A 25,712-nucleotide genomic window follows, 5' to 3' on the forward strand; every position below is an offset into this window, starting at 1 on the left:
GGGGCGGCGTTCTGCGCCGCCCTCTGCGCCCTGCTCTTCTCCCTGATCACCTGGCAGGTGCTGGTCCGGGGACCCCTGCTGGGTCCGGACGAGCGGCTGAGCCGTGCCCTCGTGCGGGCCGTGCCCGACTCCGTCACCGAGCGGCTGGCCGACCTCGGCAACATCCCGGTGGCCGTGCCCGTGCTGGTGCTCGCCATGGCGTACGCGGCGCGCCGCTCGCGGCGCTGGGGGCCGGCGCTGACCGCCGGCCTGTCGATGGCCCTGGTACCCGCGGTGATCGTGCCGCTCAAGGCGTGGACGGCCCGGCCCGGCCCGCTGGAGCCCTGGGCCGCCGGGTACTACCCCTCGGGCCACACGGCCACCGCCGCGGTCGCGTACACCGCCGCGGCCCTGCTCGTACGCCCCTACGCGCGCCGGAACTGGCCGGTGCCGCTCGCCCTCGCCCTGGTGGTCCTCACGGCCGCGGGGCTGGTGCTGCGCGGCTGGCACTGGCCGCTGGACGTGCTGGCCAGTGCCTGCCTGAGCTTCCTGCTGGTGCTGCCGGTGGCGCGGGCGGTCAGCCGAAGTACGCGTCGAAGTTCCGGCTGAACTCCCAGCCCCCGAACCGGTCCCAGTTGACCGACCAGGTCATCAGCCCGCGCAGGCCGGGCCAGGTCCCGTGGGTGGCGTACGTACCGCAGCCGGTCTTCTTCGTGAGGCAGTCCAGCGCCTTGTTCACCTCGGCGGGCGGGGTGTGGCCGTTGCCCGCGTTCGTCGTGGCGGGCAGGCCGATCGCCACCTGCTCCGGCCGCAGCGGCGGGAAGACCCGGGCGGTGTTGCCGGCCACGGGGAAGCCGGTGAGCAGCATGTCGGTCATGGCGATGTGGAAGTCGGCGCCGCCCATCGAGTGGTACTGGTTGTCGAGGCCCATGACCGGCCCGGAGTTGTAGTCCTGGACGTGCAGGAGGGTGAGGTCGTCGCGCAGGGCGTGGATGACGGGCAGATAGGCGCCGGCCCGCGGGTCCTGGCCGCCCCACTGTCCGGAGCCGTAGAACTGGTAGCCGAGCTGCACGAAGAAGGTCTCGGGCGCCATGGTGAGCACGAAGTCCGGGCCGTAGCGGGCCTTCAGGGTCTTCAGGGCCGAGACCAGGTTGACGATCACGGGCGTGGTGGGACTGCGGAAGTCGGTGTCGCCGGCGGCCAGGGAGAGGGAGTGGCCCTCGAAGTCGATGTCCAGTCCGTTGAGCCCGTACTCGTCGATGATCTTCGAGACGGAGGAGACGAAGGCGTCGCGGGCGGCGGCGGTCGCGAGCTGCACCTGGCCGTTCTGGCCGCCTATGGAGATCAGGACCTTCTTGCCCGCCGCCTGCTTCGCCCTGATCGCGGCCTTGAACTCGGCGGCCGTCTCGACGTTCGGACACTCGGAGGCGGGGCAGAGCCGGAAGCGGATGTCGCCGGAGGTGACGGAGGTCGGCTCGCCGAAGGCCAGGTTGATCACGTCCCAGGAGGCGGGCACGTCGGCCATCCGGACGTAGCCGGAGCCGTTGGCGAAGCTCGTGTGCAGGTAGCCGACCAGGGCGTGCGCGGGCAGCCCGCCGCCGGGGTTGCCCCCGCCGCCGGTCGTGGTGGCGGGCACGCCCGCGCTCCTGGCCGACTCCCCCGCGCTGCTGGTGGCGCTGACCTGGAAGGTGTAGGTGGTGGAGGGGGCCAGTCCGGTGACGGTGGCGGTGGTGCCGGTCGTGGTGAGCACCTGGGTGCCGTCGCGGTGGACGCGGTAGCCGGTGGCGCCGGCCACGGCGTTCCAGGACAGGGCGACGCTGTCGGCGGTGACGGCGCCCGCGGTGAGCCCTGCGGGGGTGGCCGGCGGCTGCTGCTGGCCGCCGTCGGGGGCGGGGCCGACGAGCGTGAGGTCGTCGACGTGGTGCGCGGGCTGGCCGTACCAGCCGTGGGTGTACACGGTGACCTGGGTGGTGGCGGCGCCGGTGGTGAAGCTGGTGGAGAGCCTGGTCCAGCCGCCGGCGGACTGGGTCCAGGTGGACGGGTCGGTGGTGCCGGTGCCGGTGGCGCCGAGGTAGACGTACGCACCCTGGACCCAGGCCGAGAGGGTGTACGTGGAGCCCGGCCGAACGGTGACGGTCTGTGCGCAGCGCGCGTTGTCCTGGCCGGCCGGGGTGGCCTTGAGGGCGGCGCCGCCGCCGTGGACGGGACTGCCGACGGTGGTTCCGCTGCCGGCGGTGCAGGTCCAGCCGTCGAGGCCGGACTCGAAGCCGCCGTTGCGTGCGAGGTCGGCATCGGCCGCGGCGGCCGGCGGGACCGCCGCGGCGAGTCCGGCCGCGGCGAGGGCCGCGGCGACCGGACCGGAGAGGAAGCGCGTGGGGGTGCGCAGCACAACTGCCTCCGCACGTGGGGGAGTTCGGCACGCAACGGATCGGCGCGTGCCGGGGAGGAGCCGGATCGCGCACAACATGGTCCAGACCAATCAGGTTGTCAAGACCCCTCGCTCCCCTCGCGCGCCACCACGGCCGCGGCCTCGTGCATCGCCAGTTCCAGGACGGCCGGGTCGGTCAGGACGCCGGAGCCGTCCGGCGGCACCAGCCAGCGCACCCCGCCGGTGGCCCGGCCGGGGTACGGGACCACGATCCAGGTGCCGCGGCCGGCGCCCCGTACCCCCGTGCCCAGCCAGCGCGTGGCGGTGCCCGCGGGGACGAAGAAGCCCAGCCGGGAGTCGCCGAAGTCGGCGAGCACCGGGCCGGGCCGGGCGACCAGGCGGGCGAGCACGCCGAGGGTCGGGTGCCCGAGGTCGCCGGGCAGGATCAGGACGTCCCAGCTCCGGCCCGCGGGGAGGAGCGTGACCCCGAGGGGGCTGCGCTCCCACTCCCAGCGGCAGGCGTCGGGATCCGGCGCCACCGAAACCAGCCATTCCACCGCGGCCTTGGCCGACGGCGCCTCCGAGCGCGACATGGGCTGCTCTCCCTCCGTGTTGACGGCACGTCTTACCCGGGGAGAGCGCGGTACGGCCCCGCGATGACGCGGGTTGGGCCGTCGGACCGTGGTGAAGGGGGTCACGTCCCGATCATGGGTGTGCGCCCCCGGGTCCCGGGGGCGCACGACCGTCGATCATGGGATCAGCTGTCGAAGCCGAGGCCGAAGCGGTCCAGCGTCTTCAGCCAGAGGTTGCGGTGCCCGCTGCGCTCGTCGGCCCGGGCCAGCGACCACTTGGTCAGCGCGATGCCGGTCCACTTGAACGGCTCGGGCGGGAAGGGCATCGGCTTCGTGCGGACCATCTTCAGCTCGGTCCGCTCCGTCCGCTCCCCCGCCAGCAGGTCCAGCATCACGTCCGCGCCGAAGCGCGTGGAGCCGACGCCGAGGCCGGTGTAGCCGGCGGCGTAGGCGACCTTGCCGGAGTACGCCTTGCCGAAGAACGCCGAGAAGCGGGAGCAGGTGTCGATGGCCCCGCCCCACGCGTGGCTGAAGCGGATCCCCTCCAGCTGCGGGAAGCAGGTGAAGAAGTGCCCGGCCAGCTTGAGGTAGGTCTCCGGCCGGTGGTCGTACTCGGAGTCGAGCTTGCCGCCGTAGGGGTAGATGGCGTCGTAGCCGCCCCAGAGGATGCGGTTGTCGGCGGTGATCCGGAAGTAGTGGAACTGGTTGGCGCTGTCGCCCAGGCCCTGCCGGTTCTTCCAGCCGACGGCCGCGAGCTGCTCGGGCGTGAGCGGCTCGGTCATCAGCGCGTAGTCGTAGACCGGGACGGTGTACGGGCGGATGCGCTTGACCAGCGACGGGAAGATGTTGGTGCCCAGCGCCACCCGGCGCGCCTGCACCCGGCCGTACGGGGTGCGGACGGCCATCCCGGCGCCGGAGGAGGTGAGCTCCAGGCCGCGGGTGTTCTCGTAGATCCTCACGCCGAGCCCGAGGCAGGCCTCCTTGAGGCCCCACGCGAGCCTGGCGGGGTGCAGCATGGCGACGCCGTCGCGGTCCCACACGCCGCCGAGGAAGGTGGGCGAGTCGACCTCGGCGCGCACCTCGTCCTGGTCGAGGAAGACCGAGCCGTCGCCCAGGCCCAGGCGCTCGGCCTCGGCGTGCAGCTCCTTGAGCTCCTCCACCTGGTGCGGCTCGGTGGCGACGTCGATCTCGCCGGTGCGCTCGAAGTCGCACTCGATGCCGTAGCGGGCGACGGCCGCCTCGATGGCGTCGAGGTTGCGGGCGCCCAGCTCCTCCAGCCTCGGCAGTTCCGCGGGCCAGCGGGCGATGCCGTTGGCCAGGCCGTGCGTGAGGGAGGCGGCGCAGAAGCCGCCGTTCCGGCCGGAGGCGGCCCAGCCCGCCTCCTTGCTCTCGATCAGTACGACGTCCCGCCCGGGGTCGCGCTCCTTGGCCAGGAGCGCGGTCCACAGACCGGTGTAGCCACCGCCGATGACGAGCAGGTCGCAGTGCTCGTCGCCGGTGAGGGCCGGCTGCGGGGCGGGCCTGCCGGGGTCGTCCAGCCAGTACGAGACCGGCAGCGCGTCGGAAAGGGATTGTGCAACGGTACGCATGGCGACTGGGGCCATGGCTTCCAACTCCTTACGGAACTGCTTGGTTCTGCGCGCTGAGTCCTGTGCTCAGTTCCGCGCCTGTTTCCTGCGCCGGCTGCTGACCGTCTGGCCGGCGAGCACCACCAGCACCGCGATGACGAACATCGCCGTACCGATGACGTTGATCTGCACGGGCGTGCCGCGCTGGGCCGATCCCCACACGAACATGGGGAAGGTGACCGTGTTGCCCGAGTTGAAGTTCGTGATGATGAAGTCGTCGAACGACAGGGCGAAGGAGAGCAGGGCACCGGCCGCGATGCCGGGGGCGGCGATCGGGAGGGTGACCCGGAGGAAGGTCTGCACCGGGCTCGCATAGAGGTCCCGGGCGGCCTCCTCCAGCCTCGGGTCCATCGAGAGCACGCGCGCCTTGACGGCGGCCACGACGAAGCTGAGGCAGAACATGATGTGGGCGATCAGGATGGTCCAGAAGCCCAGCTCGATGCCCATGTTGAGGAAGAGGGCGAGCAGCGAGGCCGCCATCACGATCTCGGGCATCGCCATCGGCAGGAAGATCAGCGAGTTGACCGCGCCGCGCGCCCGGAAGCGGTACCGGACCAGGGCGAAGGCGATCATCGTGCCCAGGACGGTCGCGCCGATGGTCGACCAGAGGGCGATCTGGAGGGACAGCGAGAGGGAGCCGCACATGTCGGCGACGCCGCACGGGTCCTTCCAGGCCTCCAGCGAGAACTCCTGCCAGGCGTAGTTGAACCGCCCGGCGGGGTTGTTGAAGGAGAAGACCGTCACCACGACGTTCGGCAGGATCAGGTACGCGAGCGTGCCGAGGCCGGCGATGACGACGAAGTTGCGTCGGAGCCACTGCATCAGACCAGGTCCTCCGTTCCGGCGCGGCGGATGTAGACGGTGACCATGATCAGCACGATGGCCATCAGGATGAGCGACAGCGCGGCCGCCGTGGGGTAGTCCAGGATCCGCAGGTACTGCGACTGGATGACGTTGCCGATCATGCGGGTGTCCGTCGAGCCGAGCAGCTCGGCGTTGACGTAGTCGCCGCTCGCCGGGATGAAGGTGAGCAGCGTGCCCGAGACCACGCCCGGCATCGACAGCGGGAAGGTCACCTTGCGGAAGGTGGTGGCCGGGGTGGCGTACAGGTCGCCGGCCGCCTCGTGCAGACGGGTGTCGATGCGCTCCAGCGAGGTGTAGAGCGGCAGGATCATGAAGGGCAGGAAGTTGTACGTCAGACCGCAGACCACCGCCAGGGGCGTGGCCAGCACGCGGTCGCCCTCGGTCATCCCCAGCCAGCTGGTGACGTCCAGGAGGTGCAGGGTGTTGAGCACGTCCACCACGACGCTGTCGTCCGCGAGGATCGTCTTCCAGGCGAGCGTGCGGATCAGGAAGCTGGTGAAGAACGGCGCGATCACCAGGATCAGCAGCAGGTTGCGCCAGCGGCCGGCCCGGAAGGCGATCAGGTACGCGAGCGGGTAGCCGAGCAGCAGGCAGAGCACGGTCGCGGTGCCGGCGTACAGCAGCGAGCGCAGGAACTGCGGGAGGTACTCGGTGAAGGCGTCCCAGTAGGTCTGGAAGTGCCAGGTGACCTCGAAGCCCTGCTCCAGGGAGCCGGTCTGCACGGAGGTCGAGGCCTGGTAGACCATCGGCAGGACGAAGAAGACCAGCAGCCACAGGATGCCGGGGAGCAGCAGCCAGTACGGGACCAGCTTGCGCCGTACGGAGGGCCTGTGGACCGGCGGCTCCGCCTGCGGCGGGGCGGGGGGCGCTTCGGTGGCGGTCGTCATGCGCTCTCCCCGACCGTCTCGACGCCCGCGTCGATGTCCTGGGAGGCATCGAGGCCGAAGGTGTGCGCCGGGTTCCAGTGGAGGACGACCTCGGTGCCGGGGGTCAGGCGCGCGTCCCGCTCGATGTTCTGGACGTACACCTCCAGCTCCGGGCAGACCGGGCTGTCGATGACGAACTGGGTCGAGACGCCGATGAAGGAGGAGTTCACGATCCGGCCGGTGACCTTGTTGCGGCCGTCGGGGACGGTGTGCTCCTCGTCCGCCGGGACCAGGGAGATCTTCTCGGGGCGGACGCCGACCAGCAGCCGGCCGCCTGCCCGGGGGGTCGTGGAACATCGGTCCGCCGGCAGGCGAAGCTTGGCGCCGGCCGCGGAGACGACCACGTCGCCGGAGCCCGCCTCCTCGACCGAGGTCTCGATCAGGTTCGAGGTGCCGAGGAAGTTGGCCACGAAGGTGGTGCGCGGGTTCTCGTAGAGCTCCGCGGGGGCGCCGAGCTGCTCGACGCGGCCGCCGTTCATCACCGCGACCGTGTCGGCCATGGTCATGGCCTCCTCCTGGTCGTGGGTGACGTGCACGAAGGTGATGCCGACCTCGGTCTGGATGCGCTTGAGCTCCAGCTGCATCTGGCGGCGCAGCTTGAGGTCGAGGGCGCCGAGGGGCTCGTCAAGGAGGAGCACCTGCGGGTGGTTGATCAGGGCGCGGGCGACGGCGACGCGCTGCTGCTGGCCACCGGAGAGCTGGTGGGGCTTCTTGCGGGCGTGCTCGCCGAGCTGGACGAGCTCGATCATCTCGTCCACCTGCTTCTTGACCGACTTGACGCCGCGGCGGCGCAGTCCGAAGGCGATGTTCTCGAAGATGTCCATGTGCGGGAAGAGCGCGTAGCTCTGGAACACCGTGTTCACCGGGCGCTTGTACGGCGCCAGGCCGGTGACGTCACGGTCGCCGAGGTGGACCGTGCCGGTGGACGGGTCCTCCAGGCCGGCGATCATGCGCAGCGTGGTGGTCTTGCCGCAGCCGGAGGCGCCCAGCAGGGCGAAGAAGGACCCCTGGGGGATGGTCAGGTCGAGCGGGTGCACGGCGGTGAAGGAGCCGTAGTGCTTGCTGATCCCGGTGAGGCGGACGTCGCCGCCCGCGGTCTTTTCAGTCATGGGTCGCGGTCCCGTGGTGTGGAATTCGGAAAGGGGGGCGGGCTCAGGCGCCGATGAGCTTGGCGAACTTCTCCTCGTAGTCCCGCTCCTCGGCGACGGTGAGGGAACGGAACGCGTGGGACTTCGCGGCCATGGCCTTGTCCGGGATGATCAGGGGGTTGTCGGCCAGCGCGGGGTCGATCTTGGCGAGCTCGGGCTTGACGCCCTCGACCGGGCAGACGTAGTTGATGTACGCGGCGAGCTGGGCGGCGACCGGGGGCTCGTAGTAGTAGTCGATGAGCCGCTCGGCGTTGGTCTTGTGCCGTGCCTTGGCCGGGACCAGCAGGTTGTCCGTGGAGGTCATGTAGCCGGCGGCCGGGATGGCGTACTGGATGTCCGGGTTGTCGGCCTGGAGCTGGATGATGTCGCCGGCCCAGGCCAGACAGGCAGCGAGGTCGCCCTTGTCCAGGTCCGAGGTGTAGTCGTTGCCGGTGAAGCGGCGGATCTGCTTCTTGTCGACGCCCTTCTGCAGGCGGGCGATCGCGGCGTCGTAGTCCGGGGTGGTGAAGGTGGCCGGGTCCTTGCCCATGTCGAGCAGGGTCATGCCGACCGTGTCGCGCATCTCCGTCAGGAAGCCGACGCGGCCCTTCAGGGTCGGGTCGTCGAGCATCTGGGTGACGGAGTCGACCTTCTTGCCGCCGGTGGCCTTCGTGTTGTACGCGATGACCGTCGAGATGCCGGTCCACGGGTAGGAGAAGGCGCGGCCCGGGTCCCAGTCGGGCATCCGGAACTGCTGCGAGAGATTGGCGAAGGCGTGCGGCAGGTGGGCCGGGTCGAGCTGCTGCACCCAGCCGAGCTTGATCATGCGCGCGGCCAGCCAGTCGGTGACGACGATGAGGTCGCGGCCGGTCTCCTGACCCGCGGCGAGCTGCGGCCTGATCTTCCCGAAGAACTCGACGTTGTCGTTGATGTCCTCGGTGTACTTGACCTTGATCCCGGTGCGTTTGGTGAACTCCTCCAGGGTCGGCCGGTGCTTCTCGTCCTCGCTGGTGTCCATGTACTCGGTCCAGTTGGAGAAGTTGATCACCTTCTCCTGGGCCGAATGGTCGTCGTCGGCGGGGGCGGAGCCGTCGTTCCGCTTCGCCGGCGGGATGCCGCACGCGCTCAGGGTGCCGAGGCCGCCCAGAGTCAGTGCGCCGATCCCGGACGCGCGCAGCAGCGAGCGGCGCGTCAGGGCGCCGCGCCCGCTGGTGAGACTGCGTCGCATCGCCGCGACTTCCGCCGAGGAGAGCTCGGGCTCGTGGTGCTCCATGCGCTGGGCCCTTTCCAATGTGTCGTGTTCCGCTGGTCGGGCGGAGCGCTGTTTATCGGTCCCCGAAGATCGTGCGGTGCCAGTCCTTGCGCGGCACCCCGGTGTTGTCGTACATCACGTGCTTGACCTGCGTGTACTCCTCGAAGGAGTACGTCGACATGTCCTTTCCGTAGCCGCTGGCCTTGTAGCCGCCGTGCGGCATCTCGCTGATGATCGGGATGTGGTCGTTGACCCAGACGCAGCCCGCCTTGATCTCGCGGGTGGCGCGGTTGGCCCGGTACACGTCGCGGCTCCAGGCGGAGGCGGCGAGCCCGTACGGGGTGTCGTTGGCGAGCTCGATGCCCTCGTCGTCGGTGTCGAAGGGCAGCACGGCGAGGACCGGCCCGAAGATCTCGGACTGGACGACCTCGCTGTCCTGGGCCGCGTCCGCGATCAGCGTGGGCAGATAGTACGCGCCGTCCGCGAGCTCCCCTCCGGGCGCCTCGCCGCCGGTCACGACGGTGGCGTACCCGCGGGCGCGCTCGACGAAGGCGGCGACCCGGTCGCGCTGGACATGGGAGACGAGCGGGCCGAGGTCGGTGCCGGGGGCGAAGGGGTCGCCGACGCGGACGGACGCCATCAGCTCCGCGACGCGGGCGACGAAGGCGTCGTGGAGGGGGCGCTGGACGTACGCGCGGGTGGCGGCGGTGCAGTCCTGGCCGGTGTTGATGAGGGAGGCGGCGACCGCGCCGTTGGCGGCGGCCTCCAGGTCGGCGTCGTCGAAGACCACGAAGGGGGCCTTGCCGCCGAGCTCCAGGTGGAGCCGCTTCACGGTGGCGGTGGCGATCTCGGCGACCCGCTTGCCGACCGCCGTGGAGCCGGTGAAGGAGGTCATGGCCACGTCGGGGTGGCCCACGAGGTGCTCGCCCGCCTCGCGGCCGGCGCCCGTGACGATGTTGATCACGCCGTCGGGGATGCCCGCCTCCTTCGCCGCCTGGGCGAACATCAGGGAGGTCAGGGGCGTCAGCTCGGCCGGCTTGAGAACGATCGTGTTGCCCGCGGCCACGGCCGGGAGGATCTTCCAGGCGGCCATCTGGAGCGGGTAGTTCCAGGGGGCGATGGAGCCGACCACGCCGATCGGCTCCCGGCGTACGTACGAGGTGTGGTCGCCGGAGTACTCGCCGGCGGCCTGGCCCTGGAGGTGGCGGGCCGCACCGGCGAAGAAGGCGGTGTTGTCGATCGTGCCCGGCACGTCGAACTCGGTGCTCAGCTTGAGCGGCTTGCCGCACTGCAGGGACTCGGCGTACGCGAAGTCGTCGGCCTGCTCGGCGAGGACCGCGGCGAGGCGGTGCAGGGCGTCGGAGCGCTCGCCGGGAGTGGCGGCGGCCCAGCCCGGGAAGGCCGCCTTGGCGGCGGCCACGGCCTCGTCCACGTCGGCGGTCGAGGCGAGGGCGTAGGTGAGGACCTCCTCGCCGGTGGCGGGGTTCACCACGGTGTGTGATTGTCCGGAGGTTCCGGTCCTCAGCTTTCCGTCGATGAATTGTGCGCCGTCCGCGAAGCGGTCCTTAACCTGGAAGCGGTTGCCCATCACGCTCTCCGTAGCTCCAGCTCGAATTGAGTGCCGATCCTGACAGAGGCCTTCTCCTCCAACAAGTGATTCCGTTGTTGCCTTTTGGTTACGCGACGGAATCGGTCGACCATGTGTCGCGTGGGAGGAGAAATCCCGTACGAAGTGTCAGTGGCGACTGCCAGACTCGCGTGCATGGCGAAGATCGACAAGTTGATCGAGCAGGTCAACCGGGGTGAGCGAGTCAAGTACCTGCCCTTCTGGGGGCACCGGCCGCGGGCCGACGGGACGCTCGGACCGAGCTGTCTCTCACAGTGGTGGCCCTCTCCGTTCACTGTGGGTGACGTGGAGTACGCGACGGCCGAGCACTGGATGATGGCCGGCAAGGCGCGGCTCTTCGGGGACGAGGAGGCGCTGGCCACCGCCCTGGCCGCGGCGACACCGGCCGAGGCCAAGAAGGCCGGGCGGCTGGTGCGCGGGTTCGACGACGCGGTGTGGGAGCGCGAGCGGTACGCCATCGTGGTCGAGGGCAGCGTGCACAAGTTCGGCTCCGACCCGGCCCTGCGCTCCTTCCTGCTGGGGACGGGCGAGCGGGTCCTGGTGGAGGCGAGCCCGCTGGACCGGATCTGGGGCATCGGGCTGGCCGCCGACTCGCCGGACGCGCTGGTGCCGCAGCGGTGGCGCGGGCTGAACCTGCTGGGCTTCGCGCTGATGGACGCCCGGGAGCGGCTGCGGGCGGGCGAGTAGGAGCGCCGACCGACGATCCGGGGGCGGAGCCGGAGCCCGGCGGAGCCGGAGCCGGGGCCGGCGGCGGGCCGGGCGTTAATCCGGTGGCGGCGGCGCGGGGCCCGGCCTAGGCTCCACGTCGTTGCCACGCGCCTCCCGGTGCGCGGGCTGCGGCTACTTCCTTTTCTGACACAAGTGACGCCGCCGCCCCTTTCCGATCTCGGGAGGCCGCCGTGCGCGGCCCGCGGCCCGGCGGCCGGTCAGACCGCCCGCCGGGCCCGGCTCCGCCTTCGCCGACACTGAATCCGGGGGGATTCGCCTGCCTCGCTTCCACCGCCGCGAGTCCAAGACGTGGTCCACCATGCTCGTGTCGCCGTCCGTGGCGGCGGCCGCCCGGATGCCCGCCCTGCTGAGGGAGGGCGGCGGCATGTGGCGGGGGGCCTACACCGACCAGGGCGGCAAGGGGTACGTCCGTGACCCGCGGTCCGAGCTGTTCGTCCTCGCCGTCGCCCTCTTCGCGGGTGAGGAGACCTCCGCCGAGACCGCTGCCGCCCGCGAGCACCGCTACACCCTCCTCGTCCGGCGGCTCGCGGTCGAGGACCCGGAGTGGACGGCCGGGCTCCTGTCCTGGCTGCGCGGCAGCGCCCACGTGCGCCGGGCGTCCCTCGTCGGCGCGGCCGCCTACGTCAAGGCCCGCCTGGACGCCGGAGCCACCGGGGGCCCCGCCAACCGCGGCGTCGTCGACTCCGTACTCCAGCGGGCCGACGAGCCCGGGGCGCTGCTGGCCCACTGGACGGCAACGTACGGGCGGGCCCTGCCCAAGCCCGTCAAACGCGGCGTCGCCGACGCCGTGCGGCGGCTCTACCACGGGCGGTCCCTGCTCAAGTACGACACCGCCGCGCAGGAGTTCCGCTTCGGCGACGTCCTCAACCTCACGCACGCCACGCCCGACCCGGCCAAGCCCTGGCAGGGCGACCTGTTCCGGCACGCCCTGGACCGCCGGCACCGTCCCGCCCGGGCCGTCCCGCCCGCCTCGGTGCCGGTGCTCGGCGCGCACCGGGAGCTGATGGAGCTCCCGGTTGCGGCTCGACGGCCGGCCGTGACGGCTGCCGGCGGCGCGGAGCGGCTGGCACGGGCCGGGCTGACCTGGGAGGCGCTGGCCGGCTGGCTCCAGGGGCCGCTGGACGCCGCCGCCTGGGAGGCGATCATCCCGTCCATGGGCCCGATGGCGCTCGTGCGAAACCTGCGCAACTTCGACGGGGCGGGCGTCTCCGACGAGGTGGCCGCCCGGGTGGCCGAGAGGATCTCGGACCCGGAGGCGGTGGCCGCCTCGCGGCAGTTCCCCTTCCGCTACCTGGCCGCGTACCGCCACGCTCCCTCGGCTCGCTGGGCGGAGCCGCTGGAACGGGCGCTGGGCCACTCATTGGCGAACGTACCCGCCCTGCCGGGACGGACCCTGGTGCTGGTGGACCGCTCCGGGTCGATGTGGGAACCGCTGTCGGAGCGCTCGCAGCTGAACCGGGCCGACGCGGCCGCCGTGTTCGGCACGGCACTGGCGCTGCGGGCCGAGGCGGCGGACCTGGTGCAGTTCGGCTCGTACAGCCACCGCGTGCGGTACGAGCGGGGTGAGGGCGTGCTCCGGGTCCTGGAGCGCTTCCGGGAACTCGGCGGCACCGAGACGACCGCCGCCGTGGTCAGGCACTACGACCGGCACGACCGGGTCCTGATCATCACGGACGAGCAGGCCGCCCCGCACGGCCGCCTGGGCCACCCGGCCTCCCGGATCCCCTCCCGCGTCCCCGTCTACACGTGGAACCTGGGGGGCCACCGGGTCGGCCACCTGCCCACGGACCTGCCGACCCGTCACACCTTCGGCGGACTCGGCGACGCGGCCTTCCGCATGGTGCCGCTGCTGGAGGCCGGACTCCGGGGTGCCTGGCCCTGGCTCGCCGACGACTACCGCTCGACGACCAGGCTGGTCGAGAACGCCGGCGGGTCCTCGTCGTAGTCGTACTCGCCGCTGCCGCCCCCGCTCTCGAATATCGCGCCCGCGACGATCAGCCCGAACATCACCGCGCCCAGCACGATGCCCACGGCCCCGAGAATGATGCCGGCCAGTGCCTGGCCTGCGTTGTCCGCCTCGCCCCGCTTGGCGCGGGACCGGCCGAGCACTCCGAAGACCACGGCCGTGACGCCGATGAGCACCGCGAAGATGCTGGCGCAGAAGAGCACGACCGCGAGGATGCCCAGCACCAGCGCCGTCACGCCGAAGCCGTTCCTCGGCTGGGGGCCGCCCCAGCCCTGGTTGTAGCCCGGGTATCCGGGGTATCCGGGGTAACCGGGGTAGCCCGGATACCCGGGGTACTGCTGCGCCGGGCCGCCCGGATAGCCGTAGCCCTGCTCCGGACCCGGCGCGCCGTACGCCGGTACGGCCGGCTGGGCGTAGGCGGGCGTGCCGGGACCCGGCACCGGTGGCCCGCCGTAGGCCGGGGTCTGCCCGGCACCCGGCAGGCCCCCGGCCACGGTCGGCTGGTCGTGGACCCCCTGCCGCGGCGGCTCCGCCGCCGGCTTCTTCTCCAGCGGCACGCTCGGGCTCTCCGGCGGCGCCCACGGATCCCGCGCCCCCGCCCCCGGGTTCTCTTCGGACATTCCGGCGCCCCCCTCTCTCGTACGGCCATGCTAAGCGCTGCCCCTGACACCCCGGTGGCCTGCCTACGATGAGGCGACCTGCCCGCACCGCCGTCATCCCGGAGGACCCCGTGCCCGATCTCCATTCCTTCATCGCTGGGCTGCCCAAGGCGGAACTCCACGTGCACCACGTCGGCTCCGCCTCTCCGCGCATCGTGGCCGAACTGGCCGCGCGGCACCCCGACTCGAAGGTGCCGACGGACCCCGAGGCGCTGGCGGACTACTTCACCTTCACCGACTTCGCGCACTTCATCGAGGTCTACCTCTCCGTCGTCGACCTCATCCGCACCCCTGAGGACGTCCGGCTGCTGACCTACGAGGTCGCCCGCGACATGGCCCGCCAGAACATCCGGTACGCCGAGCTGACCATCACCCCGTACAGCTCCACCCGCCGCGGCATCGACGAGCGCGCCTTCATGGATGCGATCGAGGACGCGCGGAAGGCGGCCGAGGCAGAGCTCGGCGTCATCCTGCGCTGGTGCTTCGACATCCCTGGCGAGGCCGGGCTGGCGGCGGCCGAGGAGACCGCGCGGCTCGCCGTCGACCTGCGCCCGGAGGGCCTGGTCTCGTTCGGCCTCGGCGGCCCCGAGATCGGCGTCCCGCGCCCGCAGTTCAAGCCGTACTTCGACCGCGCCATCGCCGCCGGCCTGCACAGCGTGCCGCACGCGGGCGAGACCACCGGCCCGGAGACCATCTGGGACGCCCTGCGCGTCCTGGGTGCCGAGCGGATCGGCCACGGCACGAGCGCCCCGATGGACGCGGAGCTGCTCGCGTACCTGGCCGAGCACCGGATCGCGCTGGAGGTCTGCCCGACCTCGAACATCGCCACCCGCGCGGTCACCGATCTGGACCGGCACCCGGTGAAGGAGATGGTCAAGGCCGGCGTACTGGTCACCATCAACAGCGACGACCCGCCGATGTTCGGCACCGACCTCAACAACGAGTACGCGGTGGCCGCGCGCCTGCTGGAGCTGGACGAGAAGGGTCTCGCCGCCCTCGCGAAGAACGCCGTCGAGGCCTCCTTCCTGGACCCGGCGGGCAAGGCGCGGCTGGCCGAGGAGATCGACACGTACACGAACGCCTGGCTGGCCCCCTGACCTGGGCCGAGAATGGGGCGCATGCGCACCGACCACGCCCCCGTCGCGTACCCCGCCGCCCGCACCGTCCACGCCGTCGGCCACCGCGGTGACCCGTACCTCGTCCGCGAGAACACGCTGGCCTCGCTGCGCTCCGCCGTGGCGCGGGGCGCGGACGCGGTGGAGATCGACGTCCGGCTGACCAGCGACGGGGTGCCGGTGCTGCTGCACGACGAGTCGTTCCGGCGGCTGTGGAGCGACGCCCGTCCGGTGGTGTCGCTGACCGCGGCCGAGGTGCACGAACTGTCGGACGGCGGGGTGCCGACGCTGCGGGAGGCACTGGAGGCGACCGGGCCGGCGCGGGTGATGATCGACCTGCCGGGAGCGATGGCCGGGACGGTGCGCGAGGTGGTGGGCGTGGTGCGGGAGTGCGGGGCGCGCGAGCGCGCGTACTACTGCGCCGGGGCCACCACGATGCTGGCCGTGCGGGCCGCCGATCCGGGCGCGGAGATCGCGATGACCTGGACCTCGGTGTGCCCGCCGAGCCGGTCGCTGGTGGAGGCGGTGGCGCCGCGCTGGCTGAACTACCGCTTCGGGGTGCTCAGCCGGGAGCTGGTGGAGGCGCTGCACGCGGACGGGTTCCTGGTCTCGGCCTGGACGGCCGACACGAAGCGGACGATGCGGAAGCTGATCGCCATGGGGGTGGACTCGGTAACCACGAACCGGGTGGCCGCGCTGGTCGAGGTGCGGGCCGCGGCCGGCGCCGTGGGGCTGCCGCGGTGATAGCCGGCGGTACGCGCTTCCGGGAGGGGTTCCGACTGGTCGGGTTCCGGCGGGTGGGGTTCCGGCAGCTGGGGTTCCGGCGGGTCGGGCGGGAGCGGCCCTGGGTGCTGGACCTGGGGCTGACGGTGCTGGTGCAGCTGGCGGTGACGATGCCGTTCGTGCTGCCGCGGGAGGCCGGGCTGCCGCCGGTGACCTGGGGCGCGTACGCCCTGACCTCGCTCGGCGTGGCGCCGCTGGTGTGGCGGCGGCGGTGGCCGGTGGCGGTGCTGGTCGCGGTGCTCGCGGCGGGCGGGGTCTACCGGCTGGCGCTCGACGGTCCCGGCCAGCCGCTGCCGTACGCGGGCCTGATCGCCTTCTACACGGTGGCGCTGCAGTGCGCGGCGCGGGTGCGGGCGGCGGTGGGCGGCCTCACCGTGGTGGTGCTGGCGCTGTCGGTGTACTGGAACACCGGGACGGCGCGCGAGCTGTTCTTCACCGGGTTCTGCGCGGCGGCCGCGTACGTCCTGGGTCGCCTGCAGTTCACGCGGCACGCCTACACGGCGGCGGTCGAGGAGCGGGCCGCGCAGTTGGAGCGGGCGAACAGGATCGAGGCGGAGCAGGCCGCCGCCCGGGAACGCGCCCGCATCGCGCGGGAGATGCACGACATCCTGTCGCACGCCGTGAGCATCATGATCGTGCAGGCGGAGGCCGGCCCGGTGGCGGTGCGGCGGGCCCCGGAGCGAGCGGAGGCGGCGTTCGACGCGATCGCCGAGACCGGCCGGGACGCGATGGCGCAGCTGCGGCGGATGCTGGGCGTCCTGCGCGAGGAGGGGGCCGGGGGTGCGGTGCCCGCGCCGCGGGAGCCGCAGCCGGGGGTGGCGGTGCTGCCCGGGCTGCTGGAGCGGGTGCGGCTCGGGGGCCTGGACGTGGTGTACGAGGAGCGCGGCGCGGCACGGCCGCTGCCGGCGGCGGTGGACACCACGGTGTACCGGATCGTGCAGGAGGCGCTGACGAACGTGGTGAAGCACGCGAGTGCCAGGCGCGTGGTGGTGGCTCTGGGGTTTGAGGCGGACGGCGTGTCCCTCACCGTCACGGATGACGGGCGGGGTCCCGCTGGGGAGGGACCGGGGGGAGGCCGCCACGGTCTGATCGGAATCCGGGAGCGGGCGGCGGCGCACGGGGGTACCGCTGTGGCGGGACGGGGTCCCTCCGGAGGGTTCAGGGTGGCGGTGCGGCTTGTAACCTCGCCGCTGGAGGTGGGGAGTTGACGATCCGTGTGGTGGTGGCGGACGACCAGGAGCTGGTGCGCAGCGGGTTCGCGATGATCCTCGACGTCCAGGAGGACATCGAGGTGGTGGCCGAGGCGGGCGACGGCGCGGCGGCCGTGGCGGCGGTCCGCCGGCACTCCCCCGACGTGGCGCTGCTGGACGTGCGGATGCCGGGGACGGACGGGATCGAGGCCTGCCGGGTGATCTCGGCGGAGTCGGCGTGCCGGACGGTGATGCTGACGACCTTCGATTCGGACGAGTACGTCTACGAGGCGCTGCACGCGGGGGCCAGCGGGTTCCTGCTCAAGGACGTGCGGCGGGACGACCTGGTGCACGCCGTGCGGGTGGTGGCTGCCGGGGAGTCGCTGCTGGCGCCGTCGGTGGCGCGCCGGCTGATCGAGGAGTACACGGCGGCGACGGCCCGCCCGGCGGCGTCGGTGCCGGCGGGTGCGGCGGCGCGGCTGGACGTGCTGACGGCGCGGGAGCGGGAGACGCTGCTGCACCTGGGGCGGGGGCTGTCGAACGCCGAGATCGCCGGCGCCCTGGTGGTGAGCGAGCACACCGTGAAGACCCACGTGGGCAACGTGCTGTCCAAGCTGGGCCTGCGGGACCGGATCCAGGCGGTCATCTGCGCGTACGAGACGGGGCTGATCGCCGCAGGTACTCCCTCCGGGGAGTGAGGCGGGGGTGGGCGGCCTCGCTCGCGCGGGGGATTTGTCGTACCGCTGAAGACCACTCTGCACGGTGATTCGCCGGAAGGCCCAGGTCAGCAGGATGGTCCGTGTCGCCGAGAACGGCTGACGGTCACGCGGTCCGGCTGGTCCGGGCCCGGTCACACGGGGAGTCCACCATGAAGGCACGTACGCGCACCCTGCTCGCCGCCGCCCTGGTCCTGGGGGTCGCGGCGGGGCCGGTCGCACCGGCCGCGGTCGCCGCGGTGCCCGCCCGGACGGCGGTGCGGGAGGCTCCGGTCTTCCCGGCCCCGCCGGACGCGGCGGCGCTGCGGGAGGCGCTGGCCGGGCTGCCGAGCGGTTCGGCGACGGCCGCGCTGGTCCGGGTCGGGGGCAGCAGCGGGAGCTGGGCCGGTGCGGCCGGGGTGGCGGACCTCCGTACGGGCCGCGGGGCCATGGCGCACGCCCGGTTCCGGGCGGGCTCGGTGACCAAGGTGTTCACCGCGGCGGTGGTGCTCCGGCTCGCGGCCGAGGGAAAGCTGGAGCTGGACCGTCCGGTGCAGGAGTACCTGCCGGGGCTGCTGCCCGGCACCTTCGAGCCGGTGACGGTCCGGCAGCTGCTGAACCACACGAGCGGCATCGGGGCGGCGGACGGTCCCGGCGACGCGTTCGAGGCCCAGTGGGCGGCCCGGTTCGACCGCACGGACCCGCGGGAGCAGATCGCGAACGCCGTCGCGAAGGGGCCGGAGTTCCGGCCGGGCACGGCTCAGCACTACCTCAACATCAACTACACCGTGCTGGGCGTGCTCACAGAGGCGGTGACGGGACGTCCGTACGAGGAGGTCGTGGCGGCCCGGATCCTGAGGCCGCTGGGCCTGCGCCAGACCTCGTACCCCGGCTCCGATCCGCGCATACACGGGCCGCACCACCACGGCTACCAGGCGGTGGAGCGGGCCGACGGCTCCACGGAGCTGCGGGACGTGACGGTCTGGGAGTCCACCAGCCGCTGGGCGGCGGGGGACATCATCTCCACCACGGCGGACCTGGAGCGCTTCACGGTGGCGCTGTTCCGCGGTCAGGTGGTGCCGGAGCCGCAGCTGGCGGAGATGTTCACGGTGCCGCAGGTGAGGGACTTCGTGTCGGGCAAGCCCGCCCAGCTGACGGCGGGGATGTCGCGGCTGGTCCTGCCGGACGGCACGGTGGCGTGGGGCAAGACGGGCGGGCGCTTCGGCTACAGCACGGCGATGGGCGCCACCCGCGACCTCTCCCGGACGCTGGTCTACTCGGTCAACTCCACGGACGCCAAGGGCCAGGACATGAACCCGGTGGCCCTGTCGGTCACGCTTGCGGCGTTCAGGAGGTGATCCCGTCGGTCAGAGGCCCACGAGGGAGTTCCAGCGGCGGGCCAGTTCGGGACGCTCGTCCGGGGCGATGTCGCGGGCGACGGTGAGGCGCTTGCGCATCTCGCGGTCGGGGAAGATCAGCGGGTCCTCGGCGAGGGCCGCCGTCTCCGCGTCGTCGGAGTCCGCCAGGACGGCCTGTGCGGCCGGGACCGGGCAGACGTAGTTGACGTACGCGGCCAGCTCGGCGGCGACCTCCGGCCGGTAGTAGTGGTCGACGAGGGACTCGGCGTTGGCCTTGTGGGGCGCGAGGTTGGGCACGATCAGGCTCTCCGACCAGAGCTCGCCGCCCTCCTCGGGGACCACGAACTCGATGTCCGGGTTGTCGGCCTGCAGCTGGATGGCGTCGCCGGAGTAGGCCTGGCAGGCCAGCACGTCGCCCTTGCTCAGGTCGGAGGTGTAGTCGTTGCCGGTGAAGCGGCGGATGTGGCCCTTGCGGACCATGCGTTCGACCCGGTCACAGGCGCGGTGGAAGTCGCCCGTGGTCCAGCGGGCGGTGTCGACGCCTTCGCCCTGCATCAGCAGCGCGATCGACTCGTCGAGGCCGGAGAAGAGCGTCACCTTGCCGGCGAGGTCGGGGTGCCAGAGGTCCGACACGGACTTCAGCTCCCGGCCCAGGGCGCGCCGGTTGTAGGCGATGCCGGTGATGCCGCTCTGCCAGGGCACGGTGTGGGCGCGGCCCTCGTCGAAGGCGGGCGAGCGCAGCTGGGGGTCGAGGTGGCGGGCCACGTGCGGCTGGGCGGTGCGGTCCATCTTCTGGGCCCAGCCCAGGCGGACGAACCGGGCGGCCATCCAGTCGCTGACGACGACCAGGTCGTGGCCGGTCTCCTGGCGGTTCGTCAGGGCAGGGCTGACCTTGCCGAAGAACTCGTCGTTGTCGTTGATCTCCTCGGTGTACCGCACGGAGATCCCGGTGCTCCGGGAGAAGGACTCCAGCGTGGGCCGGCGGGTCTCGTCCTCCTCGTCGACGTCGATGTAGAGCGGCCAGTTGGAGAAGCTGACGCTCTTGTCGCGGGCGGAGCGGTCGGCGGCGGAGCGCTGGTCCTCCGCGACGTAGGCGGCGGGCACGCCGCAGCCGGTGAGGGCGGCCAGCAGGCCCGTCGCGCCGAGCCCGCGCAGTGCGGTGCGCCGGGAGAAACCGAGTTCAGGCATGGGCCAAGACTCGCCGCACGCGGAAGGGGCGGGCAATAGACAAGGTGTCTACCGCCCGCCCCTTCAGGGCTCAGAGATGATCAGTACGACGCGGGGCCGTACGGATCAGCCGTCGAGCGAAGTCATCACGTGCTTGATACGCGTGTAGTCCTCGAAGCCGTACGCGGAGAGGTCCTTGCCGTAGCCGGACTTCTTGTAGCCGCCGTGGGGCATCTCGGCGACGAGCGGGATGTGGGTGTTGATCCACACGCAGCCGAAGTCGAGGTTCTTGGACATGCGCATGGCGCGGGCGTGGTCCTTGGTCCACACGGAGGACGCGAGGGCGTACTCGACGTCGTTCGCGTACTCCAGGGCCTGGGCCTCGTCCGAGAAGGACTGGACGGTGATGACCGGGCCGAAGACCTCGTTCTGGATGATCTCGTCGTCCTGCTTGAGGCCCGAGACGACGGTCGGGGCGTAGAAGTAGCCCTTGTCGCCGACCTGGTGGCCGCCCGCCTCGACCTTGGCGTGGGCGGGGAGGCGCTCGATGAAGCCCGCGACCTGCTTGAGCTGGTTCGGGTTGTTCAGCGGGCCGTACAGCACGTCCTCGTCGTCCGGCTGGCCGGTCTTGGTGTCGGCGGCCTGCTTGGCGAGCGCGGTCACGAACTCGTCGTGGATCGACTGGTGGACGAGCACGCGGGTCGCGGCCGTGCAGTCCTGGCCGGCGTTGAAGTAGCCCGCCACCGCGATGTCCTCGACGGCCTTGGCGATGTCGGCGTCCTCGAAGACGACGACCGGGGCCTTGCCGCCGAGCTCCAGGTGGACGCGCTTGACGTCCTTGGAGGCGCTCTCGGCGACCTGCATGCCGGCGCGCACCGAGCCGGTGATGGAGGCCATCGCCGGTACGGAGTGCTCGACCATGGCCTTGCCGGTCTCGCGGTCACCGCAGATGACGTTGAAGACGCCCTTGGGCAGCAGGTCGCCGAAGATCTCCGCCATCAGGATGGTGGAGGCCGGGGTGGTGTCCGAGGGCTTGAGGACCACGGTGTTGCCGGCGGCGATGGCCGGAGCGAACTTCCACACGGCCATCATCATCGGGTAGTTCCAGGGCGCGACCTGGGCGCAGACGCCGACCGGCTCGCGGCGGATGATGGAGGTCATGCCGTCCATGTACTCGCCGGCCGAGCGGCCCTCCAGCATGCGCGCGGCACCCGCGAAGAACCGGATCTGGTCGACCATCGGCGGCAGCTCCTCGCTGGCCGTCAGGCCCAGCGGCTTGCCGGTGTTCTCGGACTCGGCGGCGACGAGCTCGTCGGCGCGGGCCTCGATCGCGTCCGCGATCTTCAGCAGGGCCTTCTGGCGCTCGGCCGGAGTGGTGTCGCGCCAGCCCGGGAAGGCGGCAGCGGCAGCGGCCATGGCGGCGTCGACGTCGGCCTGGCCCGAGAGCGGCGCCGTCGCGAAGACCTCGCCGGTGGCGGGGTTGACCACCTCGGTGGTCCGCCCGTCGGCGGCGTCCTTGAACTCCCCGCCGATGTAGTTGCGCAGACGACGCAGTTCGGTGGTCACTACAGCCACACTCCTGATCACATGTCCAATGGTTGAGACGGTTCCCTAGCCTAGCTCCTGTGGTGACGCTTTCGACAGAGCCGAAGGCCACCAACTACGAAATCAGTGAGATCTCGTCGCCCGAACAACGAATTTCATCGATTCCGGGTTGCGGAACTGTCGACTCCTCGTGCACAGTGAGGTCGTGGTCAGTCGAAGCACAGATTCCAGGAACCGGCACCCGTCCCCGTCGGTCGATGCTGTATCCCTGGCGATCATCGAGCAACTGCAGGAGGACGGACGCCGTCCCTACGCAGCCATCGGCAAGGCCGTCGGCCTGTCCGAGGCCGCCGTGCGCCAGCGAGTGCAGAAACTCCTGGACCAGGGCGTCATGCAGATCGTCGCCGTCACGGACCCGCTCACCGTGGGGCTGCGGCGCCAGGCGATGGTCGGCATCAACGTCGAGGGCGACCTCGACCCCGTGGCCGACGCGCTGACCGCGATGGCCGAGTGCGAGTACGTCGTGATGACCGCCGGCTCGTTCGACCTGATGGTGGAAATCGTCTGCGAGGACGACGACCACCTGCTGGAAACCATCAACAAGCGGATCCGCACGCTCCCCGGCGTGCGGTCCACCGAAAGCTTCGTCTACCTGAAGCTGAAGAAGCAGACCTACATGTGGGGAACTCGATAACCGTGACCCAGGACCTGTCCAAGACCGCGTACGACCACCTGTGGATGCACTTCACCCGCATGTCCTCGTACGAGAAGAACCCCGTCCCCACCATCGTGCGTGGTGAGGGCGCCTACATCTACGACGACAAGGGCAAGCGCTACCTGGACGGTCTCGCCGGACTGTTCGTGGTCAACGCCGGACACGGCCGCAAGGAGCTGGCCGAGGTCGCCTACAAGCAGGCCCAGGAGCTCGCGTTCTTCCCCGTGTGGTCGTACGCGCACCCCAAGGCCGTCGAGCTGGCCGAGCGCCTGGCGAACTACGCCCCGGGCGACCTGAACAAGGTCTTCTTCACCACCGGCGGCGGCGAGGCGGTCGAGACCGCCTGGAAGCTCGCCAAGCAGTACTTCAAGCTCAAGGGCAAGCCGACCAAGTACAAGGTCATCTCCCGCGCGGTCGCCTACCACGGCACCCCGCAGGGCGCCCTGTCCATCACCGGCCTGCCGGCCCTGAAGGCCCCCTTCGAGCCGCTGGTCCCGGGCGCCCACAAGGTCCCGAACACCAACATCTACCGCGCCCCGATCCACGGTGACGACCCGGAGGCCTTCGGCCGCTGGGCCGCCGACCAGATCGAGCAGCAGATCCTCTTCGAGGGCCCCGACACCGTCGCCGCGGTCTTCCTGGAGCCGGTGCAGAACGCCGGTGGCTGCTTCCCGCCGCCGCCCAGCTACTTCCAGCGCGTGCGCGAGATCTGCGACACGTACGACGTGCTGCTCGTCTCCGACGAGGTCATCTGCGCCTTCGGCCGCCTCGGCACGATGTTCGGCTGCGAGAAGTTCGGCTACGTGCCGGACATGATCACCTGCGCCAAGGGCATGACCTCGGGCTACTCCCCGATCGGTGCCTGCATCGTCTCGGACCGCGTCGCGGAGCCGTTCTACAAGGGTGACAACACCTTCCTGCACGGCTACACCTTCGGCGGCCACCCGGTGTCGTCGGCGGTGGCCCTGGCCAACCTCGACATCTTCGACAAGGAAGGCCTCAACCAGCACGTGCTGGACAACGAGTCCGCCTTCCTGAAGACGCTGCAGAAGCTGCACGACCTGCCGATCGTCGGCGACGTCCGCGGCAACGGCTACTTCTACGGCATCGAGCTCGTGAAGGACAAGCACACCAAGGAGTCCTTCAACGACGACGAGATCGAGCGCGTGCTCTACGGCTTCCTCTCGAAGGCGCTGTACGACGCCGGCCTCTACTGCCGCGCCGACGACCGCGGTGACCCGGTCGTCCAGCTGGCCCCGCCGCTGATCGCCACGCAGCAGCAGTTCGACGAGATCGAGCAGATCCTGCGTTCGGTGTTCACCGAGGCCTGGACCAAGCTGTAAGGAAGCCTGCCGAGGTTCGTCCAGGCACCCGTCCCGCCTGACGAACCCATGCGGACACACGGCCCGGCTCCTCCGTTCGAGTGAGAACGCGAGGGTCCGGGCCGTGTGCTGTCCGGACTCGGCCGTCCCCCCTGCCTACGGTCGTCACGGTGCCCAGTGACCGATCGGCCCGCTGCTTCGTTCCCCCGGACGGGGGAAACGCACAAGAGCGGCCGTCCGATCCGCAGTCGAAGTGAACCGAGGTGTACGTGATGGTGGCCCCGCCGGACAACGACGTGCTCTGGGCACGGTCCCTGCACCACACCCACCGGGGGTCCTCCCGGACGGAGCCCGCAGGAGCGGGCGCCCCCGCCCTCGCCGGGGTCTCGGTCGGCGTGCGCGAGGGCGAGATCCTCGCCGTGACCGGCCCCCGTGGCAGCGGCAAGACCACCCTGCTGCGCTGCCTCTCCGGACAGCTCAGGCCCGACGAGGGCGAGGTCTGGTTCAACAGCGTCCCGGTGCACACGATGACCCCCCTCGTCCGCGAGCGCCTGCGCCGCGACCGCTTCGGCTGGATCGGCCCCGAACCCCGGCTCGTCCCCGAACTCAACGTCTGGGAGAACGCCGCCCTCCCCCTCCTGATCGCCGGCACCCCCCACCGCGCCGCCAAGCGCGCCGCCTCCGAATGGCTCGACCGGCTGGACCTGGACGGCTGCGCAAGGCGCCGGCCGGCCGCGCTCAGCCATGCCGAGGCCCAGCGCGTCGCCCTCGCCCGCGCCCTGGTCAACCAGCCCGCCGTGGTCTTCGCCGACGAGCCCACCGCCCCGCTGCACCTCGCCGACCGCGCCCTGCTCCTGCGCACGCTGACCACGGCCGCCCGCTCGCACGACATCACCGTCGTCCTGGCCACCCACGACACCGAGACCGCCACCCAGGCCGACCGCACGGTCGTCCTCTGCGACGGCCGCCTCGCCGGAGCCGTCCCGCACACCACGGCCGGCTCCTCCGCCGGCCCCGGCGATGCGGAGGGCCGCGCCGCATGCTCACTCTCCGCCTAGCCCGGGGCTCCCGCCCCCTCGTCCAGGTGCGCCGGCTGCTGGTGGCCGCCGCCTCCGCCGGCACCGGCTTCCTGCTGCTCTTCATCCTGGCCTGCGCCGTCGCCCGCCCCGAGGGACAGCTGCCGCGGCTGTTGTGGTGCCTGGTCCCGCTGGCGCTCACCGTGCAGTTCGCCGTGGCCGTGGCCCGTACCGACCCGGCGACCCGGCCGCGCGAGGGGCTGTCCGCCGTCGGTCTCGGCCCCGTGCGGCTGACCGTCGTCGCCGCCGTCTCGACCGCCATCGCCTGCACCCTCGGCAGCGCCCTGGCACTGCTCCTCTTCCTCCACCTGCGGGGCGACCTGTCGGGCCTGCCGTTCGACGGAGCCGCTGCGGCGGCACTCCGGGCCGACCAGCCGTTCCCCGTCGCCGCCGGGCTGACGCTCCTCGCCGTGGTGCCGCTCGCCGCGGCCGGCGGGGCCGCGCTCGTCCCGCACACCCGGACCACGCGCCCCCCGCAGGAAAGCCTGCCCTGGGGGGTGGCCGCCTTCGCCGGCGGCCTCGCCGTCCTCGCTTCCGCCGGCGGCGGGACCGCCGGCGGACTGCCCGGCTGGGTCCTGGTCGCGGCCGGCCTGGCCCTGGCCGGTCCCGCGCTGACCCACGGTTGCGGGGCGCTGGTGCAACTGGTGCGGCCCGGCGCCGTACGGTTGCTCGCCGGGCGGGCGCTCCAGGAGGAGGCCGGCCGGATCGGGCGCCCGCTCGGGGTGCTGTGCGCCGTCGCCTCCGGCGCCCTGGTCTCCCTGACCGGCGGCCCCCTGACCCTGCTGCCGCTGGGTCCGCTCACGCCGGTCGCCGCGGCCCTGGTCGGAGCGTGCGCCGCCGCGACCCTGCTGACCGCGGCCGTCGAGTCGTACCAGGAGCGGGAGGCCACCCGGGCCGCGCTGCTGGAGCTCGGCACCCCGGCCCGGGTGCTGCGGTCCGCGGCGCTGCTGCGGTCCGGCGCCCTCGCCGCGCTGTGCGTGCCGGTGGTCTGGGGTGTGGCGGAGCTGACGCGGCTGGCGCTCACCCGTTAGGGGAACCGCCCGTAGGGT

Annotated in this window: 23 protein-coding genes; 12 read left to right on the top strand and 11 right to left on the bottom strand. The window is 71.9% G+C overall.

Going from position 1 to position 25,712, the window contains the following annotated elements; all coding sequences use genetic code 11:
* Positions 1-57 precede the first annotated feature (57 nt).
* A complete protein-coding gene (locus ACIF6F_RS28470; RefSeq protein ID WP_399952762.1) occupies positions 58-588 on the top strand; it encodes a phosphatase PAP2 family protein in 531 nt (176 codons plus the stop codon).
* Here ACIF6F_RS28470 and ACIF6F_RS28475 read toward each other — a convergent pair.
* From ACIF6F_RS28475 to ACIF6F_RS28510, 8 genes are all read right to left on the bottom strand, one after another.
* Positions 557-2,446, bottom strand: coding sequence for a chitinase (locus ACIF6F_RS28475; RefSeq protein ID WP_399952765.1), 1,890 nt, complete (start codon positions 2,444-2,446; stop codon positions 557-559). The genes ACIF6F_RS28470 and ACIF6F_RS28475 overlap by 32 nt on opposite strands.
* A gap of 20 nt (positions 2,447-2,466) precedes the next feature.
* Positions 2,467-2,940 carry a hypothetical protein gene (locus ACIF6F_RS28480; RefSeq protein WP_399952768.1) on the bottom strand — a complete coding sequence of 158 codons (474 nt, stop codon included), beginning with the start codon at positions 2,938-2,940 and terminating at the stop codon, positions 2,467-2,469.
* A gap of 164 nt (positions 2,941-3,104) precedes the next feature.
* Entirely contained in the window at positions 3,105-4,523 is a 1,419-nt protein-coding gene (locus tag ACIF6F_RS28485) for an NAD(P)/FAD-dependent oxidoreductase (RefSeq protein WP_399952771.1), read from the bottom strand.
* A 51-nt stretch (positions 4,524-4,574) separates the two neighbouring features.
* The gene (locus tag ACIF6F_RS28490) at positions 4,575-5,369 is read right to left on the bottom strand and encodes an ABC transporter permease (RefSeq protein ID WP_399952774.1); all 795 of its coding nucleotides are present in this window, start codon (positions 5,367-5,369) and stop codon (positions 4,575-4,577) included.
* Positions 5,369-6,298 carry an ABC transporter permease gene (locus ACIF6F_RS28495; protein WP_399952780.1) on the bottom strand — a complete coding sequence of 310 codons (930 nt, stop codon included), beginning with the start codon at positions 6,296-6,298 and terminating at the stop codon, positions 5,369-5,371. The genes ACIF6F_RS28490 and ACIF6F_RS28495 overlap by 1 nt, the downstream gene beginning before the upstream one ends.
* Positions 6,295-7,446, bottom strand: coding sequence for an ABC transporter ATP-binding protein (locus ACIF6F_RS28500; RefSeq protein WP_399952783.1), 1,152 nt, complete (start codon positions 7,444-7,446; stop codon positions 6,295-6,297). Before ACIF6F_RS28500 ends, ACIF6F_RS28495 begins: the two co-directional genes overlap by 4 nt.
* Positions 7,447-7,489: 43 nt before the next feature.
* A complete protein-coding gene (locus tag ACIF6F_RS28505; protein ID WP_399952788.1) occupies positions 7,490-8,737 on the bottom strand; it encodes a spermidine/putrescine ABC transporter substrate-binding protein in 1,248 nt (415 codons plus the stop codon).
* A 52-nt stretch (positions 8,738-8,789) separates the two neighbouring features.
* On the bottom strand, positions 8,790-10,304 hold the full coding sequence (locus tag ACIF6F_RS28510; RefSeq protein WP_399952791.1) for a gamma-aminobutyraldehyde dehydrogenase: 1,515 nt from the start codon (positions 10,302-10,304) through the stop codon (positions 8,790-8,792).
* 174 nt (positions 10,305-10,478) lie between these two features.
* Here ACIF6F_RS28510 and ACIF6F_RS28515 point away from each other — a divergent pair, with 174 nt between their 5' ends.
* Both ACIF6F_RS28515 and ACIF6F_RS28520 read left to right on the top strand, forming a co-directional pair.
* On the top strand, positions 10,479-11,030 hold the full coding sequence (locus ACIF6F_RS28515) for an NADAR family protein (RefSeq protein WP_399952793.1): 552 nt from the start codon (positions 10,479-10,481) through the stop codon (positions 11,028-11,030).
* A gap of 376 nt (positions 11,031-11,406) precedes the next feature.
* Positions 11,407-13,017, top strand: a complete 1,611-nt coding sequence (locus ACIF6F_RS28520; protein ID WP_399953052.1) for a TROVE domain-containing protein — start codon at positions 11,407-11,409, stop codon at positions 13,015-13,017.
* Here the strand turns inward: ACIF6F_RS28520 and ACIF6F_RS28525 are convergent.
* Complete coding sequence (locus ACIF6F_RS28525) at positions 12,966-13,658, bottom strand: DUF4190 domain-containing protein (RefSeq protein WP_399952797.1); 693 nt, start codon at positions 13,656-13,658, stop codon at positions 12,966-12,968. The genes ACIF6F_RS28520 and ACIF6F_RS28525 overlap by 52 nt on opposite strands.
* A gap of 110 nt (positions 13,659-13,768) precedes the next feature.
* Here ACIF6F_RS28525 and ACIF6F_RS28530 point away from each other — a divergent pair, with 110 nt between their 5' ends.
* The 5 genes from ACIF6F_RS28530 (at position 13,769) to ACIF6F_RS28550 (ending at position 18,838) form a co-directional block, all read left to right on the top strand.
* Complete coding sequence (locus ACIF6F_RS28530) at positions 13,769-14,794, top strand: adenosine deaminase (protein WP_399953055.1); 1,026 nt, start codon at positions 13,769-13,771, stop codon at positions 14,792-14,794.
* Positions 14,795-14,815: 21 nt separating this feature from the next.
* Positions 14,816-15,556, top strand: a complete 741-nt coding sequence (locus tag ACIF6F_RS28535) for a glycerophosphodiester phosphodiesterase (RefSeq protein WP_399952799.1) — start codon at positions 14,816-14,818, stop codon at positions 15,554-15,556.
* Positions 15,557-15,609: 53 nt separating this feature from the next.
* Positions 15,610-16,803: a sensor histidine kinase gene (locus tag ACIF6F_RS28540; protein WP_399952802.1), complete on the top strand. Its 1,194-nt coding sequence runs from the start codon at positions 15,610-15,612 to the stop codon at positions 16,801-16,803.
* Positions 16,800-17,483, top strand: a complete 684-nt coding sequence (locus ACIF6F_RS28545; protein ID WP_399952805.1) for a response regulator — start codon at positions 16,800-16,802, stop codon at positions 17,481-17,483. The genes ACIF6F_RS28540 and ACIF6F_RS28545 overlap by 4 nt, the downstream gene beginning before the upstream one ends.
* Before the next feature lie 170 nt (positions 17,484-17,653).
* Positions 17,654-18,838, top strand: coding sequence for a serine hydrolase domain-containing protein (locus ACIF6F_RS28550; RefSeq protein WP_399952808.1), 1,185 nt, complete (start codon positions 17,654-17,656; stop codon positions 18,836-18,838).
* Positions 18,839-18,847: 9 nt separating this feature from the next.
* Here the strand turns inward: ACIF6F_RS28550 and ACIF6F_RS28555 are convergent, their stop codons facing one another.
* Both ACIF6F_RS28555 and ACIF6F_RS28560 read right to left on the bottom strand, forming a co-directional pair.
* A complete protein-coding gene (locus ACIF6F_RS28555) occupies positions 18,848-20,026 on the bottom strand; it encodes a PotD/PotF family extracellular solute-binding protein (protein ID WP_399952811.1) in 1,179 nt (392 codons plus the stop codon).
* A 105-nt stretch (positions 20,027-20,131) separates the two neighbouring features.
* Positions 20,132-21,571: a gamma-aminobutyraldehyde dehydrogenase gene (locus ACIF6F_RS28560; RefSeq protein WP_399952814.1), complete on the bottom strand. Its 1,440-nt coding sequence runs from the start codon at positions 21,569-21,571 to the stop codon at positions 20,132-20,134.
* A 169-nt stretch (positions 21,572-21,740) separates the two neighbouring features.
* Here ACIF6F_RS28560 and ACIF6F_RS28565 point away from each other — a divergent pair, with 169 nt between their 5' ends.
* The 4 genes from ACIF6F_RS28565 (at position 21,741) to ACIF6F_RS28580 (ending at position 25,694) form a co-directional block, all read left to right on the top strand.
* On the top strand, positions 21,741-22,244 hold the full coding sequence (locus tag ACIF6F_RS28565) for an Lrp/AsnC family transcriptional regulator (RefSeq protein ID WP_399952817.1): 504 nt from the start codon (positions 21,741-21,743) through the stop codon (positions 22,242-22,244).
* On the top strand, positions 22,229-23,608 hold the full coding sequence (locus tag ACIF6F_RS28570; protein ID WP_399952820.1) for an aspartate aminotransferase family protein: 1,380 nt from the start codon (positions 22,229-22,231) through the stop codon (positions 23,606-23,608). The genes ACIF6F_RS28565 and ACIF6F_RS28570 overlap by 16 nt, the downstream gene beginning before the upstream one ends.
* A gap of 251 nt (positions 23,609-23,859) precedes the next feature.
* Positions 23,860-24,645: an ABC transporter ATP-binding protein gene (locus ACIF6F_RS28575; protein ID WP_399952823.1), complete on the top strand. Its 786-nt coding sequence runs from the start codon at positions 23,860-23,862 to the stop codon at positions 24,643-24,645.
* The gene (locus ACIF6F_RS28580; RefSeq protein ID WP_399952826.1) at positions 24,627-25,694 is read left to right on the top strand and encodes a hypothetical protein; all 1,068 of its coding nucleotides are present in this window, start codon (positions 24,627-24,629) and stop codon (positions 25,692-25,694) included. Before ACIF6F_RS28575 ends, ACIF6F_RS28580 begins: the two co-directional genes overlap by 19 nt.
* Positions 25,695-25,712: the final 18 nt, after the last annotated feature.

Source organism: Streptomyces sp. NPDC086023 (genome assembly GCF_044540325.1).
Taxonomy (GTDB): Bacteria; Actinomycetota; Actinomycetes; order Streptomycetales; family Streptomycetaceae; genus Streptomyces.